The sequence below is a fragment of the Streptomyces yongxingensis genome, assembly GCF_055597465.1.
In genome coordinates this window covers 5,190,863-5,208,561 of sequence record NZ_CM145717.1, presented here as the reverse complement: position 1 = coordinate 5,208,561, position 17,699 = coordinate 5,190,863, and the positions used below count along the sequence as shown (strand labels likewise).

At 69.8% G+C, this 17,699-nt stretch carries 16 protein-coding genes and 1 pseudogene; 10 read left to right on the top strand and 7 right to left on the bottom strand.

Features of this window, described 5'->3' with window-relative positions; all coding sequences use genetic code 11:
• Positions 1-29: 29 nt before the first annotated feature.
• A complete protein-coding gene (locus ACZ6TD_RS22215) occupies positions 30-974 on the bottom strand; it encodes a DUF3558 domain-containing protein (RefSeq protein ID WP_471356641.1) in 945 nt (314 codons plus the stop codon).
• Positions 975-1,137: 163 nt separating this feature from the next.
• Here ACZ6TD_RS22215 and ACZ6TD_RS22210 point away from each other — a divergent pair, with 163 nt between their 5' ends.
• Complete coding sequence (locus tag ACZ6TD_RS22210) at positions 1,138-2,331, top strand: RtcB family protein (RefSeq protein WP_471356638.1); 1,194 nt, start codon at positions 1,138-1,140, stop codon at positions 2,329-2,331.
• Here the strand turns inward: ACZ6TD_RS22210 and ACZ6TD_RS22205 are convergent.
• The 4 genes and pseudogenes from ACZ6TD_RS22205 to ACZ6TD_RS22190 form a co-directional block, all read right to left on the bottom strand.
• Positions 2,321-3,599 (bottom strand): annotated as a pseudogene (locus ACZ6TD_RS22205) (cytochrome P450). The gene ACZ6TD_RS22210 and the pseudogene ACZ6TD_RS22205 sit on opposite strands and share 11 nt — an antisense overlap.
• Before the next feature lie 112 nt (positions 3,600-3,711).
• Positions 3,712-5,100, bottom strand: a complete 1,389-nt coding sequence (locus tag ACZ6TD_RS22200) for an NAD(P)/FAD-dependent oxidoreductase (RefSeq protein ID WP_471356636.1) — start codon at positions 5,098-5,100, stop codon at positions 3,712-3,714.
• The gene (locus tag ACZ6TD_RS22195) at positions 5,090-5,326 is read right to left on the bottom strand and encodes a ferredoxin (RefSeq protein ID WP_471356634.1); all 237 of its coding nucleotides are present in this window, start codon (positions 5,324-5,326) and stop codon (positions 5,090-5,092) included. The genes ACZ6TD_RS22200 and ACZ6TD_RS22195 overlap by 11 nt, the downstream gene beginning before the upstream one ends.
• A gap of 198 nt (positions 5,327-5,524) precedes the next feature.
• A complete protein-coding gene (locus ACZ6TD_RS22190) occupies positions 5,525-6,280 on the bottom strand; it encodes an SDR family NAD(P)-dependent oxidoreductase (protein ID WP_471356630.1) in 756 nt (251 codons plus the stop codon).
• Positions 6,281-6,536: 256 nt separating this feature from the next.
• Here ACZ6TD_RS22190 and ACZ6TD_RS22185 point away from each other — a divergent pair, with 256 nt between their 5' ends.
• Complete coding sequence (locus ACZ6TD_RS22185) at positions 6,537-7,940, top strand: hypothetical protein (RefSeq protein WP_471356628.1); 1,404 nt, start codon at positions 6,537-6,539, stop codon at positions 7,938-7,940.
• Position 7,941: 1 nt separating this feature from the next.
• On the opposite strand, the gene ACZ6TD_RS22180 is transcribed toward ACZ6TD_RS22185, so the two are convergent.
• Entirely contained in the window at positions 7,942-8,274 is a 333-nt protein-coding gene (locus ACZ6TD_RS22180) for a YnfA family protein (RefSeq protein ID WP_360068414.1), read from the bottom strand.
• A gap of 255 nt (positions 8,275-8,529) precedes the next feature.
• Here ACZ6TD_RS22180 and ACZ6TD_RS22175 point away from each other — a divergent pair, with 255 nt between their 5' ends.
• Entirely contained in the window at positions 8,530-9,066 is a 537-nt protein-coding gene (locus ACZ6TD_RS22175) for a DinB family protein (RefSeq protein ID WP_471356625.1), read from the top strand.
• Positions 9,067-9,120: 54 nt separating this feature from the next.
• Here the strand turns inward: ACZ6TD_RS22175 and ACZ6TD_RS22170 are convergent, their stop codons facing one another.
• Entirely contained in the window at positions 9,121-9,669 is a 549-nt protein-coding gene (locus ACZ6TD_RS22170) for a hypothetical protein (protein ID WP_471356622.1), read from the bottom strand.
• Between the two features lie 116 nt (positions 9,670-9,785).
• On the opposite strand from ACZ6TD_RS22170, the gene hemL reads away from it, so the two are divergent.
• From hemL to ccsB, 7 genes are all read left to right on the top strand, one after another.
• On the top strand, positions 9,786-11,102 hold the full coding sequence (gene hemL / locus ACZ6TD_RS22165; RefSeq protein WP_471356620.1) for a glutamate-1-semialdehyde 2,1-aminomutase: 1,317 nt from the start codon (positions 9,786-9,788) through the stop codon (positions 11,100-11,102).
• Positions 11,103-11,110: 8 nt separating this feature from the next.
• Positions 11,111-11,797, top strand: a complete 687-nt coding sequence (locus ACZ6TD_RS22160; RefSeq protein WP_256655639.1) for a histidine phosphatase family protein — start codon at positions 11,111-11,113, stop codon at positions 11,795-11,797.
• Between the two features lie 219 nt (positions 11,798-12,016).
• Positions 12,017-13,204, top strand: a complete 1,188-nt coding sequence (locus tag ACZ6TD_RS22155) for a polysaccharide deacetylase family protein (RefSeq protein WP_471356617.1) — start codon at positions 12,017-12,019, stop codon at positions 13,202-13,204.
• Positions 13,205-13,324: 120 nt separating this feature from the next.
• The gene (locus ACZ6TD_RS22150) at positions 13,325-13,942 is read left to right on the top strand and encodes a TlpA family protein disulfide reductase (RefSeq protein ID WP_471356614.1); all 618 of its coding nucleotides are present in this window, start codon (positions 13,325-13,327) and stop codon (positions 13,940-13,942) included.
• Positions 13,943-13,948: 6 nt separating this feature from the next.
• The gene (locus tag ACZ6TD_RS22145) at positions 13,949-14,713 is read left to right on the top strand and encodes a cytochrome c biogenesis CcdA family protein (protein WP_471356611.1); all 765 of its coding nucleotides are present in this window, start codon (positions 13,949-13,951) and stop codon (positions 14,711-14,713) included.
• Between the two features lie 3 nt (positions 14,714-14,716).
• Positions 14,717-16,540, top strand: a complete 1,824-nt coding sequence (gene resB / locus ACZ6TD_RS22140) for a cytochrome c biogenesis protein ResB (RefSeq protein WP_471356609.1) — start codon at positions 14,717-14,719, stop codon at positions 16,538-16,540.
• A complete protein-coding gene (ccsB, locus tag ACZ6TD_RS22135; protein WP_471356607.1) occupies positions 16,537-17,631 on the top strand; it encodes a c-type cytochrome biogenesis protein CcsB in 1,095 nt (364 codons plus the stop codon). Before resB ends, ccsB begins: the two co-directional genes overlap by 4 nt.
• The last annotated feature ends 68 nt before the right edge of the window (positions 17,632-17,699 follow it).

The window sequence follows — 17,699 nt, the reverse complement described above, 5'->3', positions numbered from 1 at the left end:
GGTGCTCGCGGGGGTGTGGCGAGGACCCGTTATTCGTTGAGGCGACCGGTCAGTTCATCGGCCAAGTCCTGGGCGTTTTCCTGGAGTTCCTGGCTGCTGGGAATGTGCTTCTTGTCGGTCGTCCACTGGTCGTACTCAATGGTGGCAATCACATTCGAGGACCGGAACACGACGGTGATGTCGCGGTGGATACCCGAGTCCTTGGTGATCAGTTGGTCATTGAGAAAGGCGTCGTCACCGAGGTCGTCCAGCCGGCGCGGGGCGGTGTCCTCCGAGGCGGTGTCACTTTCGTCACTTCCGCCGCTCGCGTCGGTACCCGCGGAGGGGCTATCGGTGCTTTTGCCTCCCTCGTCGGTCTTGTCGCCCTTACCGGCTTCGTCGCCCTTGTCGCCCTTGCTGCTCTTACCGGGCTCGTCGGAGCTGGAACCGGCGGAGGCGGAGGTGGAGGAGCCGCTGCCGTCGCTCTCCGAGCTGCTCCCGGAGCTGGCGGAGGGGCTCGAGGGAGGGCTCGTGGCGTCCGGAATATCGGCGGCGGCGGCCTTCTTCTCGTACGTCTCCTGGGCCCGGTCGTCATCGCTGACCGAGGGGTCGTACGAGACCACCCGCTGGAAGTCGATCGTCAGGTAGCGCGTGCCGCTCGCGGTCTCGACCTTCCAGCGGCAGCCGTCCCGGCGGTCTATGTCATACGTCACGGCCGCCTGGCCGTCGTACACCTTGTCGTCCTGCTCGGCGCCGGGCAGCAGCGCCTGGAGGGTCTTGCGGCTCACCGCGCCGCATGCCTCGGGCAGCGTGCGATAGCGGCCGGGCTCGGCCGAGACGGCCGTCCCGGAGTCGCCGGAGGCGCCGTCGTCCGGGTCGGTCGTCGCATCGGAGCCGGTGCATCCGCCGAGCCCCGCGGCGGCGAGCACGGTGATGAGCACGGCGACGGCCGGGGTGGCCCGCCGTCCGTACGCCCTTCGCTGCGCTGGCTGCACTGTGCGTGTCCCTTCGAGCGACGGAAAACTCCTTGCCGCCCGCAGGCGGTGGCTGGACACAATGTCTATCGCACGCACTGCCGTGCCTGCCGGTCGCCCGCCGTCTATGGGGCATTGGCCCGGCTTTTGCGTTTTCGGTCTTTTACGGGGGAATGAGTACATCATGTCGTATGTCGAGGTGCCCGGCGCGCAGGTGCCGATCCGGATGTGGACCGACCCCTCGACGGTCGAGGGCGTGGCCATGCAGCAGCTGCGCAATGTGGCCACCCTGCCCTGGATCAAGGGCCTCGCCGTGATGCCGGATGTGCATTACGGGAAGGGTGCCACGGTCGGCTCGGTGATCGCGATGCAGGGCGCGGTGTGCCCGGCGGCGGTCGGGGTGGACATCGGCTGCGGGATGTCGGCCGTCAAGACGTCGCTGACCGCCGACGACCTTCCGGGGGATCTCTCGCGGCTGCGGTCCCGGATCGAGCAGGCGATCCCGGTGGGGCGCGGTATGCACGACGACCCGGTGGACCCGGGGCGGCTGCACGCGTTCCCGACGACGGGGTGGGACGACTTCTGGAGCCGGTTCGGGGGAGTGGCCCAGGCGGTCAGGTTCCGCCAGGAGCGGGCCGTCAAGCAGATGGGATCGCTCGGATCCGGTAACCACTTCATCGAGTTCTGCCTCGATGACGAGGGTTCGGTTTGGCTGATGCTGCACTCCGGCTCCCGCAACATCGGTAAGGAGCTGGCCGAGTACCACATCGGCGAGGCCCGGAAGCTGCCCCACAACCAGAATCTGGTCGACCGCGACCTGGCCGTCTTCATCGCGGACACCCCGCAGATGGCGGCGTACCGGCACGATCTCTTCTGGGCGCAGGAGTACGCGAAGTACAACCGCGCGATCATGATGGCGCTCTTCCAGGACGTGGTGCGCAAGGAGTTCACGAAGGCCCGCCCGGTCTTCGAGCCGGTGATCAGTTGCCACCACAACTACGTGGCCGAGGAGCGCTACGAGGGCATGGACCTTCTCGTGACCCGTAAGGGCGCCATCCGCGCCGGGAGCGGGGACTACGGGATCATCCCGGGCTCCATGGGCACCGGTTCGTACATCGTGCGCGGTCTGGGGAACGAGGCGTCGTTCAACTCGGCCTCGCACGGAGCGGGCCGGAAGATGAGCCGTAACGCGGCGAAGAAGCGCTTCTCGATCCAGGATCTGGCGGAGCAGACGCGGGGTGTGGAGTGCCGTAAGGACTCCGGCGTCGTGGACGAGATCCCGGGGGCGTACAAGCCGATCGAGAAGGTCATCGACCAGCAGCGGGACCTCGTCGAGGTGGTGGCGCGGCTCAAGCAGGTGGTGTGCGTCAAGGGCTGAGACACGGGCCTTGTCGCCTGGGGCCGCTTGAGGCGCGCCAGCGCTTCAGGCCGTCGTAGGCGATCGCCAGGTGCCGCGGCCCTCTGAGGACGGCGTTGCGGCGGCGGGTCCTCGACGAGGCGCGGGTTGTCCAGCCGGCGGACCAGTTCGGTCAGGGCGGCCTGCGCCTCGAGGCGGGCCAGGGGCGAGCCGATGCAGTTGTGGATGCCGCTGCCGAAGCCGAAGTGCTGGTTGTCCGGGCGGTCGGGGAGGAAGCGGTCCGGCTCGGGGAAGCGCTGGGGGTCCCGGTTCCCCGAGGCCGGGACGAGCCACAGGGAGGCGCCCTTGGGGATGGTGGTACCGGCGATCTCGATCTCGTCGAGCGTGGTGCGCTCGGGCAGTAGCTGCACGGGCGGTTCGAACCGCAGCAGCTCCTCCACCAGCGGGTAGATCAGCTCGGAGTCCTCGCGCAACTGCTTGAGGGCGTCGGGGTGGCGCAGCAGGGTGAGCATCCCGTTGGTGATCAGGTTGACGGTGGTCTCATGGCCCGCGATCAGCAGCAGCGTCAGATTGCTGAGCATCTCGGGCAGGGACATCGGGCTCTCGTCCGCCGCGCGCTCGGTGGCCAGGCCGGAGATCATGTCGTCCCGGGGCGCGCGGCGGCGCTGGTCGATCAGGCCGGAGAGATAGGCGGCGAGCTGGTGCCGGGCCTCCCGGACGGCCTCCCGGTGGGCCTGTTGCTCCTCGGGTGTGCCGACGGGCGGCTCGACGGCGGCGGCCACGGTGTCGGCCCAGCCGTGGAAGCGCTGCTCGTCCTCCTGGGGGACGCCGAGCAGACGGCAGATCACGGTGACGGGGAAGGGGTAGGAGAAGTCCTCGACCAGGTCGATCCGGTCCCGCCCCTGGAAGCGGTCGACGAGGCCGGAGACGATTCCGGAGATCTCGCCGCGCAGGTCGTAGACCCGCCGGGACGCGTGCGGAGGGCCGTACGTCCGCATGATCAGCCGGCGCAGCCGGTCGTGGTCGGGCGGGTCGAGCCGGATGAAGCTCGGCGGCAGGTCGGGGTCGTCGGTGCCGGCGACGGTCCTCGCCTCGGGGGCGAGATGGCGGACGTCGGAGCTGACCCTGGGGTCGTGGAGCAGGCTGTGGATCTCCCAGTAGGTGCTGACCAGGTAGGGGCCGGACTCGTCCCGCACCACGGGCGTCCTGCGGAGCTCGGCGTACAGCGGGTACGGGTCGGCGCGGTTGGCGTGGTCGAGGATCTGGCCCAGGAGTGCGACCGACGTCATGGCGGAGTCCTTCCGGGTGCGGTGCCGGTGGTGCCCGCGTCAGGCGGAGTGGAGGTGAGGCGGGTGGTGTTCGTGTCGGGCGGGGGTGGAGGTGAGGCGGGTGGTGTTCGCGTCAGGCGGGGGTGAACGTGACGCGCTGGTCGGTCGGGGAGTGGCCGCTGACGGTGACCTCGGGGCCGTGGGTGGGCACCGAGGGGTCAGGGAACCCGGCCGGCACCGGCCGCATGCCCTCGGTCCGCCGGTCGACGGTGGTGAACGGCAGTGGGAAGGGCGCGGCCTGCTCGATCTGCCGCTGGTAGAATTCCAGCCATTTGGCCTGGTCGAAGGTGACGGCGGCGATGACGCGGCCCTGGTAGCCGTAGGCCGCGGTGAAGCGGCGCTCGCTCAGCGACCCCTGGCTGACGAGGATCTGGTCGGCCATGTTCGGCACCCCGACGGACTTGATGTTGACGCCGAACTGGGCCGACCAGAAGTACGGCGTCCACAGGTGCGGGCGGCGCCGCTCACCGGGGCAGATCATGTTGTGGGCCGCGACCTCGGCCTGCGCGACCGCGTTGCCCCAGTGCTCCAGGGACAGGAACTGGTAGCCGAACAGCGGATGCGGGGAGCGGGCCACGTCCCCCGCGACGAAGACGTCGTCGGAGACGATGCCCCGTACGTCGAAGGCCCGGCAGCCCGCGTCGCAGGCGATCCCGCGCGGCCCCGCGGCCAGTCCGGAGCCCGCGAGCCATTCGGTGTTGCGCGTCGCGCCCAGGGCGACGACGGCCACCTCCGCGTCCAGCGCGTCGCCGTCGGAGAAGTGGGCCCGCCGCAGCCTGCCCGCGCCGTCGCCTTCCAGCCCGGTGACCATCACACCGCAGCGCAGATCGACGCCGTACTGGTGCTGCAGCTCGGCGGCCACAGCGCCGATCACGCTGCCCAGGGCGCCCACCAGGGGAGCCGGGCCGCGTTCGGCGACCGTGACGGGCAGCTCCCGCTCACGGCAGACGGAGGCGATCTCCGAGCCGGTGAACCCGGCGCCGATCACCAGCACCCGGCGGGGTCCGGCCCGCAACCGGTGGACCAACCGGGCGGCGTCGTCCGTGGTCCGCAGCACGAAGACGCCGTCCAGGCCGGCCTCCAGCTCGTTCGGCCACGGGCGGGAGCGCACACCGGTGGCGATCAGCAGCCGGTCGTACTCCACCGAGGTGCCATCGGCGAGCGCCACCCGCTTGGCCGACATGTCCAGCGCGGTCGCGGCGACGCCCAGCCGCCACCGCGCGTCGATCGCACGGCGGCGGGGGAGGGCCGTATGGCCGACCGGCACCCGGCCGAGCAGGACCTGCTTGGACAGCGGCGGACGGTCGTACGGCTCGTACGGCTCCTCACCGATCATGGTGAGCGTGCCGGTGAAGCCCTCCTCCCGGAGCGTCTCGGCGGCCCGCAGCCCCGCCAGGGAGGCACCCACGACCACGATGTGACCCTCGCGCCGGAGCCGCTCCAGGGAGCCGTCAAGCGCCATCGGAGGCACCCACCCGGTCCGCCGTCCACCTGCCGCCCGCGCCCTCCACGGTGATGGCCCTGACCGGGCACGCCGCCACCGCCCGCAGCACGTCCGCGCGCCGCGCGTCGTCCGGCTGCGCGTCGTACAGCAGCGCTTCCTCACCGTGCATCGCGAACACGTCCGGCGCGAGGAAGGCGCACTGCGCGTAGCCCTGGCACCGGTTGAGATCAACGACAACCCTCATGACGCCTCCGCTCCACCGCGAGGGATCACCGCGAGGAGTCACCGCGAGGAATCACCGAGAAGAGGCTCCGCGAGGTGACCGCCGCTCCCAGCATCGGAGCGTCCCCGGGATGGCGCACACACACGGAGCCGAACGGGGGACGGGCGGACTGTTACGGCAGGGGCTCTGAGGAGCCGCGGGGGACGAGGGCGGACGGGCTCAGCGCTCGCGGTGGACCTTGTGCTGGGCGGCCTGGGCGCGGGGACGGATGACCATCATGTCGATGTTCACATGCGAGGGCCGGGTGACCGCCCATTCGACCGTGTCGGCCACGTCGTCGGCGGTCAGCGGCTCGGCCACGCCCTCGTAGACGGCCGCGGCCTGGCTCTCGTCGCCGCGGTAGCGGTTCACCGCGAACTCGTCGGTCCTGACCATGCCCGGGGCGATCTCGATCACCCGCACCGGCTCACCGCACAGCTCCAGGCGCAGGGTGGCCGCGATGGCGTGGGAGCCGTGCTTGGCCGCCACGTACCCGCCGCCGCCTTCGTACGCCACATGGCCCGCCGTGGAGGACAGCACGACGATCGTGCCGTCGCCGGAAGCGGTGAGGGCGGGCAGCAGCGCCTGGGTCACCTGGAGCACGCCCACCACATTGACCTCGTACATCGCCCGCCAGTCGGCCGGGTCGGCGGTGGCCACGGTCTCGGCGCCGATCGCGCCGCCCGCGTTGTTCACCAGGACGTCGCAGCGGTCCAGACCGGCGGCGAAGGACTCCACGGCGGCGCGGTCGGTGACGTCCAGGACATACGCCTCGGCCTGGCGCCCCGCCTCGGTCAGCTCGGCGGCGAGCGCCTCGATGCGCTCCTTACGGCGGGCGGCGAGGACGACGCGGAATCCGGCGGCCGCCAGGCGGCGCGCGGTCGCGGCTCCGATCCCGCTGCTCGCGCCGGTGATGACTGCGGTACGGGTGGTCATCGGTCCTCCAGTGGCGACGTGGCGCAAACGGTGGTGCGTGCGCATGATCCATATGCAGGATATGACGGCCTGATTTACCTCCAACCGGGGGACTGAAGATGCGAATCCGCTAGGGGCTCTCGGGCTCGGGGAAGGGTGCACTGCGTCCGGCGCGGCGCCGGTAGTTGGAGCACCCATGCCCAAGGAGTGAATTCAGGTAATGACCCAGCACAGCAGATTCCTTCAGCGGTCTCGTCGTTCCTTCCGACGTTGGGGCGTGGCCTCAGCGGGCGCCATCGCGGCGGCGGCCCTGGTCGCCGGTGCTCCCGGAACCGCATGGGCCTCGGGCAGCACCCCCGGCCCGCACTCGTCGCAGAGCAACCACTGTGCCCAGGACCGGGCGCACGGCGACAACAAGGAGAACCACGACAAGGGGAACCACGAGAACGGCCGTCACGAGGACAAGAAGGGCCAGCACGAGCACGGCCGCTACGAGGCGAAGGACCAGAACGGCCGTCACGAGGACAACGGCCATGAGCACGGCCGCTACGAGGCGAACGGCTACCAGGACCCCAACGGCGGTCGCCGCGACGACCACGCCCGGGACGACCAGGACGGCCGTCATGACGAGGGCGGGCGGTACGAGGAGAAGGAGAACGACCAGCGCGAGGAGAACGACCAGCGCGAGGAGAGCGACCAGCGCGAGGAGCACGGCCGGTACGACGAGAAGAAGGACAGCGGCCGTAAGGAGGACAGCCGCAAGGAGGACAGCCGTAAGGAAGAGACCGGCAAGGAGGAGAACCGCAAGGAGCAGAACGGCAAGGAGCAGAACGGCAAGGAGCAGAACGGCAAGGAGCAGAACGGCAAGGAGGACCACGGCCAGCGCGAGGAGTACGGCCAGCGCGAGGACCAGGGCCGTCAGGACCCGACCCGCTACTTCCCCATCGGGAAGTACTTGCACGGCATCCAGGGCCGCAGCGCGGCGCGCCCCGAGCAGGCCGCGCAGGCCGAGCAGGTGGCGCAGCCCGAGCAGGTGGCGCAGCCGGAGCAGGCCGCGCAGCCGTACGAGGCGGCCCAGTCCGGTGAGGAGGCCCAGGACCGCGGTGCCGTCCGTCCCGTCGCCGTTCCCGTCCACGAGGACGACCAGGCGCGCCAAGGCCAGGAGCACAAGGAGCACCAGGGCCAGGAGCACCAGGGCCAGGAGCACAAGGAGCGCCAGGGCCAGGAGCACAAGGAGCACCAGGACCAGAAGAAGAACGACCCGGTGACGCTCGCCGAGGCGGTCGAGATCGCCGAGTGCGAGGTCGGCGGCCAGGCGGTCAGCGCCGAGCTGGTGGACTGCCCCGAGGACGACCAGCACAACAAGGGCAAGCACGAGGACGGTCGTAAGGACGACCGTAAGGGTCCGCGCCACCACGACGACCAGCGCAAGGACGACCAGCGCAAGGACAAGCAGCGCAAGGACGAGCACAAGGACTCGCACAAGCAGGAGGTCAAGCAGGTGTGGGTCGTGGAGGTCGAGTGCGACCACACCATCACGACCGTCTTCATCGACCCGGACACCGGCTGCGTCCTCGGCACGGAGCGGGAGCAGGACGACCACCACGGTGACCACGGCAAGCAGGGCAAGCAGAACAACCACGGTGACCGTGAGGGCAAGGGCGGCTACGGCCGCCCTTGAGTTACCGCCTGGGCACGTACATGATCACAGCGACTCCGGCCAGACAGATCAGCGCTCCGATCACATCGAAGCGGTCGGGCCGGTAGCCGTCGGCGACCATGCCCCAGGCGAGCGATCCGGCGACGAACACGCCGCCGTATGCCGCGAGGATGCGGCCGAACTCCGCGTCCGGCTGGAGCGTGGCCACGAACCCGTAGGCGCCAAGGGCGATGACCCCGGCGCCGATCCACGCCCATCCCCTGTGCTCACGCACGCCTTGCCAGACGAGCCATGCGCCGCCGATCTCCAGCAGTGCGGCCACGGCGAACAGAGCAATGGAACGTGCGATGAGCATGGGGGAAGGGTACGGCCCGCCCATGAGAGGCCCCGCAGCGGAGCGAGGTCATCTCCGTCGTCGTCTCGAACCTCACCTCCCTCGGCAACCTGCTGCTCGCCGTGGCCACCTGGCAACGAGGCCCGAGCACCGTGCCCGACAGCCACTACCGCTGGACGCGCTACTTCCTCCGCGACGGCCCGGACGCCGACCACCCGGTCTGCCCCTGAGCGAAATTCCCTTTGCGGGCATCCGGCCGTGTGCCAGGGTCGGCCGATGACGACTTCGACGGCCTCCCGCCGCGCCTTACTCCGCTGGCAGTTCGACCTGACCTGGTCGCTCTTCGAGTACCACCTGGAGCGCTTGGAGCCCGAGGACTTCCTGTGGGAGCCCACGGCCCACTGCTGGACGGTGCGGCAGGGCGCCGATGGGTCGTGGCTGCCGGACTGGGCGGAGACCGAGCCCGATCCCGTGCCCGTCCCCACCATCGGCTGGCTGAGCTGGCATATCGGCTGGTGGTGGAGCGTGACCATCGACCACGCGGAGGGACGCGGGCCGAGGGAGCGGACCGACGTCAGCTGGCCCGGCGACGGTAAGGCGGCCATCGAGTGGCTGCGCGGTCTGCGGGCGGAGTGGACGGCCGTACTGGACCGGCTCACCGAGCAGGACCTGGACGCCGTCGCGCCCTTCCCCTGGGACCGGGACCCCGAGCACACCATCGCCCACATGGCCGCCTGGGTGAACGCCGAGCTGATGAAGAACGCCACCGAGATCGGCCAACTCCGCCTGCTGCGCGCCGCCTCCGCGCCGTAGGGGCCATGGCCTCAGGGCCACGGTCCCCGGCTCAGGGCCACGGCCCCGGCGGACTCAGGGCCACACCAGGCAGTACGGCTGGTGCCCCGCCTCGTGCAGCCGGTGGCTGAAGTCCTGCCACTCGTGCAGCAGCTGATACACCGTGAAGGCGTCCCGGGGGCCGCCGCGGTCGGGGACCGTGGACCAGATGAAGGCCGCGGCGCCCACGGCCTCCTCGCCCACACCGCGCAGCGGATCGACGGCGGTCATCGGGAGTTTGACGACGGCGTAGTCCGGGTGGAGAACGACCAGTTCGAGCGGGGGGACCTTGTGGAGCGGGACGCCCTCGATGCCGGTGAGGACCATCGCCGCCACCGTCTCCGGCTTGATCTTCGTGAACATGCCGTGGCCGAGCTCGTCGCCGCCGAGTTCCTCGGGGCGCATGGAGATGGGGACCCTGGCCGCGGTGGCACCGTCCGGCGCACCGAAGTACTTGTAGGTCACCCCCATGCGGCCCCCGCTTCTGCCTGACCTGCCCGCCTCGTCCCGCCGATGGCGTCCGGGCCGGGCACGCTCGGGGCCTCGGTCGTCAGTCCCTTCACCCAGTTCGCCACCGCGATGCATATCTCCACCCGACCACTCGCGGCCACTACCGCGCAACCCGATCTCTGTTACAGAGACCTCCCCCACCATAGAGCTGTGAAACGCCCGGCCGCGGGAGTACGTCCGCCTCTGACAACATGGCTTGCGTGAGCTATCCGTACGCAGCCCCAGTTTCGCAGACGCTTTTCGATCGCGCGGCCACCGTGACGCCCGGCGGCGTGAACTCTCCGGTGCGGGCGTTCCGCGCCGTGGGAGGTACGCCCCGGTTCATGGTGTCCGGGGACGGTCCGTACCTCACCGACGCCGACGGACGCGAGTACGTGGACCTCGTGTGCTCGTGGGGACCGATGATCCTCGGCCATTCCCACCCCGAGGTCACCGCGGCCGTGCAGGCCGCCGTCGCCCGCGGTACGTCGTTCGGCACGCCGGGCGAGGGCGAGGTCGAGCTCGCCGAGGAGATCGTGGCGCGGGTCGCCCCGGTCGAGCAGGTGCGCCTGGTGTCGTCCGGCACCGAGGCGACGATGTCGGCGATCCGGCTGGCCCGCGGTTTCACCGGGCGGTCGAAGGTGATCAAGTTCGCCGGTTGCTACCACGGGCATGTGGACGCCCTGCTGGCCGCGGCCGGGTCCGGGGTGGCCACCTTCGGGCTGCCGGACACTCCGGGGGTGACGGGAGCGCAGGCGGGGGAGACCGTGGTGCTGCCGTACAACGACCTGGAGGCGGTCCGGGCGGCCTTCGTCGCGCACCCCGGGGAGATCGCCTGTGTGATCACCGAGGCGTCGCCGGGCAACATGGGCGTGGTGCCGCCGCTGCCCGGGTTCAACGCGGGCCTCAAGCAGCTCTGCGCCGACCATGGCGCGCTCTACATCTCCGACGAGGTCATGACCGGCTTCCGGGTCTCCAGGGCCGGGTGGTTCGGGCTGGACGGCGTGGAGCCGGACCTGATGATCTTCGGCAAGGTCATGGGCGGCGGCTTCCCGGCGGCGGCCTTCGGTGGGCGCGCCGACGTCATGGAGCGCCTGGCCCCGGCCGGTCCGGTCTACCAGGCGGGCACCCTGTCCGGAAACCCGGTCGCCACGGCAGCGGGCGTCGCCCAGCTGCGGCTGCTGGACGACGCGGCGTACGGACGGGTCGACGCGGCCTCCGAGCGGCTGCGGGCGATGGTGACGGAGGCGCTCTCCAAGGAGGGTGTGGCGCACCGGGTCCAGGTCGCGGGCAACATGTTCTCGGTCTTCTTCACCGGCGACGAGGTCACCGACTACGAGAAGGCCAAGGCCCAGGAGGCGTTCCGCTTCACCGCCTTCTTCCATTCGATGCTGTCCCAGGGCGTCTACCTCCCGCCGTCCGTCTTCGAGTCGTGGTTCGTCTCCACGGCACACGACGAGAAGGCGCTGGAGCGGGTGGCGGCGGCTCTGCCGGGGGCGGCGCGGGCCGCCGCCGAGGCCACTGAATGATGGGTGACATGACACAGAGCGAGAACGACATCACCGTCGTCCATGTGATGCGCCACGGCGAGGTCCATAACCCGGAAGGCGTGCTCTACGGCAGGCTGCCCGGCTACCACCTCTCCGATCTGGGGCGGCGGATGGCCGACCGCGTCGCCGAGCACCTCGCCGACCGTGACATCACCTATGTGGTCGCCTCCCCGCTGGAGCGGGCGCAGGAGACGGCGGCGCCGATCGCCAAGGCGCACGGCCTGGACGTGGCCTCGGACGAGCGGCTGATCGAGGCGGCGAACGTCTTCCAGGGCAAGACCTTCGGTGTCGGCGACGGCGCGCTGCGCAAACCGGGCAACTGGCGCCATCTCACCAACCCGTTCCGCCCGTCCTGGGGCGAGCCCTATGTCGACCAGGTGGTGCGGATGATGGCGGCGCTGGGCCGGGCGCGGGACGCCGCGCGCGGGCACGAGGCGGTGTGCGTCAGCCATCAGCTGCCGATCTGGATCGTGCGCAGCTTCGTGGAGCGGCGGCGGCTGTGGCACGACCCGCGCAAGCGGCAGTGCACGCTGGCCAGCCTCACCAGCTTCACCTTCCGCGGCGACCGGATCGTCTCGGTGGGCTACAGCGAGCCGGCCCGTGATCTCGTTCCGCCCCATCTGCGCGCGGGCGCCAAGCCGGTGAAGGGTGCCTCCAAGGGCTACGGCGCCTGAGCGGCGTCCTGGGGCTACGGCGGCTGAGTGCCGCTCCGTGGGATTCGGCGCCGAGCGGCGCGGCCCTCGGTACCGAGCGGCCCTCGGTACCGAATGGAGACATTGTGTCCGCCGTGTAATTGACCGCGTCCTTTCGGAACCTCGCTATTCGCCTCGCCATCTCCAGGGTTGTCCGGACACCCCGGGCAATCAGAACGGCGAGTGCGAATTGAGGACGTTATGCGTGAGGTCAGCCGGAGGGGGATCCTCGGTCTTGGTATGGGAGCGGCGGCGTCACTGGCCGTCGCCGGCTGTTCCTCCGGGTCCGGGTCCGGTACGCCGAAGCCCGCGAACACGACCCAGGCGAAGCCGATCGGTGACGGCTCCACTTCGCACGGTGAGCGGCGCAAGGAGGCCCCGAAGCCGGAGCGGCTGGAACGGGGGCAGAAGCCGCCGCAGTTCGTGGTGTTCTCGTGGGACGGCGCGGGAGAGGTCGGCAACGGTCTCTTCCCGCGGTTCCGCAAGCTGGCCGAGGACCACGGCGCGACCATGACCTTCTTCCTCTCCGGTATCTACTGCCTTCCGGAGTCGAAGAAGTCGCTGTACCGGCCGCCGAACAACCCGGTGGGCGCCTCCGACATCGGCTATCTCACCGATGAACACATCAAGGCCACGCTGCGGAACGTGCGCGAGGCGTGGCTCGAGGGCCATGAGATCGGCACCCATTTCAATGGCCACTTCTGCTCCGGAAGCGGCTCGGTGGAGAACTGGACGTCCGCGCAGTGGAAGTCCGAGATCGACCAGGCGGTGTCCTTCGTCACAAAGTGGCGGACGAATACGCGCTTCACCGATGTGGATCCGCTGCCCTTCGACTACCGCAAGGAACTCATCGGCGGCCGGACTCCGTGTCTGAAGGGCCAGACCAATTTGCTGCCGACCGCCCGGGAGCTCGGCTGGCGCTATGACGCCAGTTCGCCGGGCGGGCTCCAGGTGTGGCCGTCGAAGAAGCAGGGCCTCTGGGACTTCCCGCTCCAGCAGATTCCCTTTCCGGGGCACTCCTTCGAGGTGCTCTCGATGGACTACAACATCCTGGCGAACCAGTCGAGGAATTCCACCAATGCCCCGCCCGCGAACTACCCGGGCTGGCGCAAGCAGGCCACCGAGGCGTACATAGCCGGTTTCAAGCGGGCCTATGAGACCAATCGCGCCCCGCTCTTCATCGGAAACCACTTCGAGCAGTGGAACGGCGGCATCTATATGGACGCCGTCGAGGAAGCGCTCAAGCACATGGCCGACGAGAAGCGCAAGGACGTCCGGCTGGTCTCCTTCAAGCAGCTCACCGACTGGCTGGACGCACAGGACCCCGCAGTCCTGGCCGAACTGCGCGGGCTCGGCGTGGGCCAGGCGTGGAGCGCGAACGGCGGCTGACGGCGCCGGTGGGCGCGGGACGAGCCGGGGGCGAGCCAGGAGCGAGGGCCCGCGCGGCCCGGAGGGGTGCCCGGAGGGGGGTGGCGAAGATCCGCAAAAGGGCCATGCGAAACTTTTCACATGAGTGCCTGCCGTGCCCCTCGGGGCCTCGCGACCCGTCGTCGCGCAACCGCGCTGGCCATCGGGGCCGCGGTTGCCGCGCTGTCCCTGACCGCCTGCGGCGGGGGCGGCACCTCGGGCGGCTCCGCCGACACCAAGTTCGTCCAGGGCAAGGGCGGCGTGGACACCGTCGCCAAGGAGAACCGTAAGGACGCACCCCAGCTCTCGGGCAAGACCCTGGAGGGCAAGCCACTGGACGTGGCGGACTACAAGGGCAAGATCGTGGTCCTGAACGTCTGGGGCTCCTGGTGCGCCCCCTGCCGGGCCGAGGCGTCGAACCTCGCCAAGGTGGCCAAGGACACCAAGGCCAAGGGCGTGCAGTTCATCGGGATCAACACCCGTGACTCCAACCGCGCCCCCGCGCTCAGGTTCGAGAAGGAGTACGGCGTCGACTACCCGAGTCTGTACGACCCGATCGGGAAGCTCATGCTGCGCTTCCCCAAGGGCAGCCTCAACCCGCAGGCCATCCCCTCGACGATCGTGCTGGACCGGGAGGGCAGGATCGCGGCCCGCGCTCTGACGCCGCTCAGCGAGGAGCGCCTGCGCACGATGGTCACCCCGCTGATCGCGGAGAAGTGACCTTTCGTGAACACGCTGGCCGCCGCGACCGATCCCAACCAGACCGTCCTGACCGGGGCGCTGCTGCTGGCGCTTCCGATCGCCCTGCTCGGCGGACTGGTCTCCTTCTTCTCCCCCTGTGTGCTGCCGCTGGTGCCCGGCTACATGTCGTACGTCACAGGTGTCACGGGCACGGATCTGGCCGAGGCCAAGCGCGGCCGGATGGTCGCGGGTGCCTCGCTCTTCGTGCTCGGCTTCACCGCGGTCTTCGTCTCCGGCGGCGCGCTCTTCGGCAACTTCGGCTGGACGCTCCAGGAGCACAAGGAGACCATCTCCAAGATCCTTGGGGTCGTCACGATCGTGATGGGCCTCGCCTTCATGGGGGTGCTGGGGGGCTTCGGACAGCGGGAGTTCCGCTTCCACGTCAAGCCCACGCTGGGGCTCGCGGGGGCGCCGGTGCTGGGCGCCCTGTTCGGCGTCGGCTGGACGCCGTGCCTGGGGCCGACGCTCACCGCCGTCAACGCCCTGGCGTTCAATGAGGCGAGTGCGGGGCGCGGGGCCCTGCTCACCGCCGCGTACTGCGTGGGGCTCGGGCTGCCGTTCGTGGTGGTCGCCGTGGCCTACCGCCGGGCGCTGGGTGCCTTCGGCTGGGTCAAGCGGCACTACGTCTGGGTGATGCGAGCCGGGGGCGGCATGCTCGTCGCCCTGGGGGTGCTGCTGCTCACAGGTGTCTGGGACACCATGATGGGCTCCATGCAGACCTGGGCTCAGGGCTTCAACGTTGGGATCTGATCGATGTCCACCACCGATACCGACACCGCGGCCGGCAAGGAGGCCGGCACGCCGCCCGAGGGCGGCGCGACCGCCGAGGAGCGCGAGCTCGGCGCCGCGGTGTCGCAGTTGTCCACCGCCCCGGCCGAGGAGATCAACGTCCCCTCGCTGGGGCCGCTCGGCTGGGCCCGGTGGTTCTGGCGGCAGCTGACCTCGATGCGGGTGGCGCTGCTGCTGCTCCTTCTGCTCTCCCTCGCCACGATCCCCGGTTCGCTGGTCCCGCAGACCAGCATCGACCAGCTCAAGGTGCAGGACTTCCAGGAGCGGCACCCGACGCTCACCCCGATCTACGAGAAGCTCCAGCTGTTCCACGTCTACAGCTCGGTGTGGTTCTCGGCGATCTACCTCCTGCTGTTCATCTCGCTCATCGGCTGCATCGTGCCGCGCACCTGGCAGTTCATCGGCCAGCTGCGCGGCCGCCCGCCGGCCGCGCCCCGCCGGCTGACCCGGCTTCCCGCGTACACCACCTGGCGCAGCGAGGCCGAGCCGGAGCAGGTGCTGGCGGCCGCCCGGAAGATCATGAAGGGGCGCCGCTTCCGCGTCGACGCCTCGGGCGACGCGGTGGCCGCGGAGAAGGGCTATCTGCGCGAGGTGGGAAATCTGCTCTTCCACACCGCGCTGATCGTGCTGCTGGTGTCCTTCGCCGCCGGGCAGCTGTGGAAGACCGAGGGCAGCAGTCTGATCACCGAGGGCGGCGGCTTCTCCAACAGCCTCACCCAGTACGACGACATCAAGACGGGGCAGCTGTTCAACAGCGACGACCTCGCCCCCTTCGGCTTCCAGCTGGACCGCTTCACCGCGACCTATGAACGCAGCGGTCCGCAGATGCGCACCCCGCGCACCTTCCGCGCCGATGTGACCTACTGGGACGGCGCGGACGGCGCGAGCCGCAAGACCTCGATCAAGGTGAACGAGCCGCTGGAGATCGCGGGCTACAAGGTCTTCCTGCTGAACCACGGCTACTCGCCGGTCGTCACCATCCGGGACGGCAAGGGCGATGTGGTGCACAAGGGCCCGGTGGTCGGGCTGCCGATCGACGGGGCCAACCTCACCGAGAGCATGGTCATCAAGGTCCCGGACTATCGGGACAAGAACGGCAAGAAGGACCAAATCGGCTTCCAGGGGCAGTTCCTGCCGACCTGGGTGCGCAGCCAGGGCATGTTCTCCGTCTTCCCGGCGCTGGACAACCCGACGCTGGTCCTGACCGCCTACCACGGCAGCCTCGGTGTGGACGGCGGCACTCCGCAGAGCGTGTACCAACTGGACAAGTCGCGGATGAAGCAGTTCCTGGAGCCCGACGGCAAGACCAAGTTCGCCCGCGCGCTCAAGGTCGGCGACACCATGAAGCTGCCGAACGGCGGCGGAACGCTGTCGTTCGACGGCGTCAAGGAATGGGCCAGCTTCCAGATCTCGCACAAGCCGGGTGACCAGGGCGCCCTCATCGGTGCCGTGGCCGCCCTGGTGGGCCTGGCCGCCTCCCTGTTCATCCAGCGCCGCCGGGTGTGGGTGCGCGCGGTGACGGGCGACGACGGCACCACCGTGGTCGAGATGGCGGGGCTCGGCCGCAGTGAGTACGCCAAGCTGCCCGAAGAACTCGCCGATCTGGCCGTCCGTCTCCAGGCGGACGCACCCCCGGCCCCGGAAGCGGAACCCGACCCGGAGCCCGACCGGAACTCCACCGGGGACTCCGGTAAGGACTCCGCCAAGGAATCCACCGAGGACTCCGCCCCGGAATCCGCATCCGACACCGCAGATCCCGCAGATCCTGCCGAAGGAGCGCGCGCGTGAACCTCGCCGCCGAAGTCAACGAGAACCTGGCTCATTACAGCAACGTGCTGATCTACTCGGCGATGGCGGTCTACACCCTCGCCTTCCTGGCGCATATCGCCGAGTGGGTGTTCGGCAGCCGCAGTGCCGTCGGCCGCACCGCCGCCGCGATCACCGCCGACACCGAGGCCGCCCAGCGCGCCAAGGTGACCGTGCGGGTCGGCGGGCAGGGGGGCGGCACCGCCGTCCTGGACCGGCCGAAGATCGTCACCCGCTCTGCGGCGGGCAGCCGCGACGTCCCGGACGGGCCGGGCGCCGCGGGCGGCACCGAACAGGGCGATGTGTACGGCCGGATCGCGGTGGGCCTGACCGTACTGGCCTTCCTCTTTCATGCCGCGGGTGTCCTCCTGCGCGCGCTGTCGGTGCAGCGGGCGCCGTGGGGCAACATGTACGAGTTCTCCACGACCTTCGCCATGGTCGCGGTGGCCACATACCTGGTGCTGCTGGCGCTGAAGAAGAATGTGCGCTGGATCGGGCTGCCCCTCGTCACCACGGTCCTCCTCGACCTCGGTCTCGCCGTCTCTGTCTTGTACACCGCGAGCGACCAGTTGGTTCCGGCCCTGCACTCGTACTGGCTGTGGATCCACGTCAGCTGCGCGATCGTCTCCGGCGCCTCGCTCTACATCGGGGCCGTCGCCACGCTGCTCTACCTCTTCCGCGACCGCTACGAGGTCCAGTTGGAGAACCCGGAGGGCAAGCAGTTCGGCCGGTTCGCCAAGTCCGTTCTCCAGCGGGTGCCCTCGGCGGCGTCGCTGGACAAGTTCGCGTACCGGATCAACGCCACGATCTTCCCGCTGTGGACCTTCACGATCATCGCGGGCGCGATCTGGGCCGAGGCCGCCTGGGGCCGCTACTGGGGCTGGGACCCCAAGGAGGTCTGGTCCTTCATCACCTGGGTCGCCTACGCCTGCTACCTGCACGCCCGCGCCACCGCCGGCTGGAAGGGCCGCAAGGCCGCCTACCTGGCGCTGATCGCCTTCGGCTGCTACCTGTTCAACTACTACGGCGTCAACATCTTCATCACCGGCAAGCACTCCTACGCCGGGGTCTGACACCGAACGAAGCAAACAACGCAAACAACGCAAACAACGCAACGGCCGGTTCCCCTGACCCATGTCAC

Excerpts from the sequence above, each read along its gene's own strand:
- ACZ6TD_RS22210 (WP_471356638.1), top strand. The coding sequence starts at position 1,138 with ATGTCGTATGTCGAGGTGCCCGGCGCGCAGGTGCCGATCCGGATGTGG.
- ACZ6TD_RS22200 (WP_471356636.1), bottom strand. The coding sequence starts at position 5,100 with ATGGCGCTTGACGGCTCCCTGGAGCGGCTCCGGCGCGAGGGTCACATC.
- ACZ6TD_RS22195 (WP_471356634.1), bottom strand. The coding sequence starts at position 5,326 with ATGAGGGTTGTCGTTGATCTCAACCGGTGCCAGGGCTACGCGCAGTGC.
- ACZ6TD_RS22190 (WP_471356630.1), bottom strand. The coding sequence starts at position 6,280 with ATGACCACCCGTACCGCAGTCATCACCGGCGCGAGCAGCGGGATCGGA.
- ACZ6TD_RS22180 (WP_360068414.1), bottom strand. The coding sequence starts at position 8,274 with ATGCTCATCGCACGTTCCATTGCTCTGTTCGCCGTGGCCGCACTGCTG.
- ACZ6TD_RS22175 (WP_471356625.1), top strand. The coding sequence starts at position 8,530 with ATGACGACTTCGACGGCCTCCCGCCGCGCCTTACTCCGCTGGCAGTTC.
- ACZ6TD_RS22170 (WP_471356622.1), bottom strand. The coding sequence starts at position 9,669 with ATGCATCGCGGTGGCGAACTGGGTGAAGGGACTGACGACCGAGGCCCC.
- hemL (WP_471356620.1), top strand. The coding sequence starts at position 9,786 with ATGGCTTGCGTGAGCTATCCGTACGCAGCCCCAGTTTCGCAGACGCTT.
- ACZ6TD_RS22160 (WP_256655639.1), top strand. The coding sequence starts at position 11,111 with ATGACACAGAGCGAGAACGACATCACCGTCGTCCATGTGATGCGCCAC.
- ACZ6TD_RS22155 (WP_471356617.1), top strand. The coding sequence starts at position 12,017 with ATGCGTGAGGTCAGCCGGAGGGGGATCCTCGGTCTTGGTATGGGAGCG.
- ACZ6TD_RS22150 (WP_471356614.1), top strand. The coding sequence starts at position 13,325 with ATGAGTGCCTGCCGTGCCCCTCGGGGCCTCGCGACCCGTCGTCGCGCA.
- resB (WP_471356609.1), top strand. The coding sequence starts at position 14,717 with ATGTCCACCACCGATACCGACACCGCGGCCGGCAAGGAGGCCGGCACG.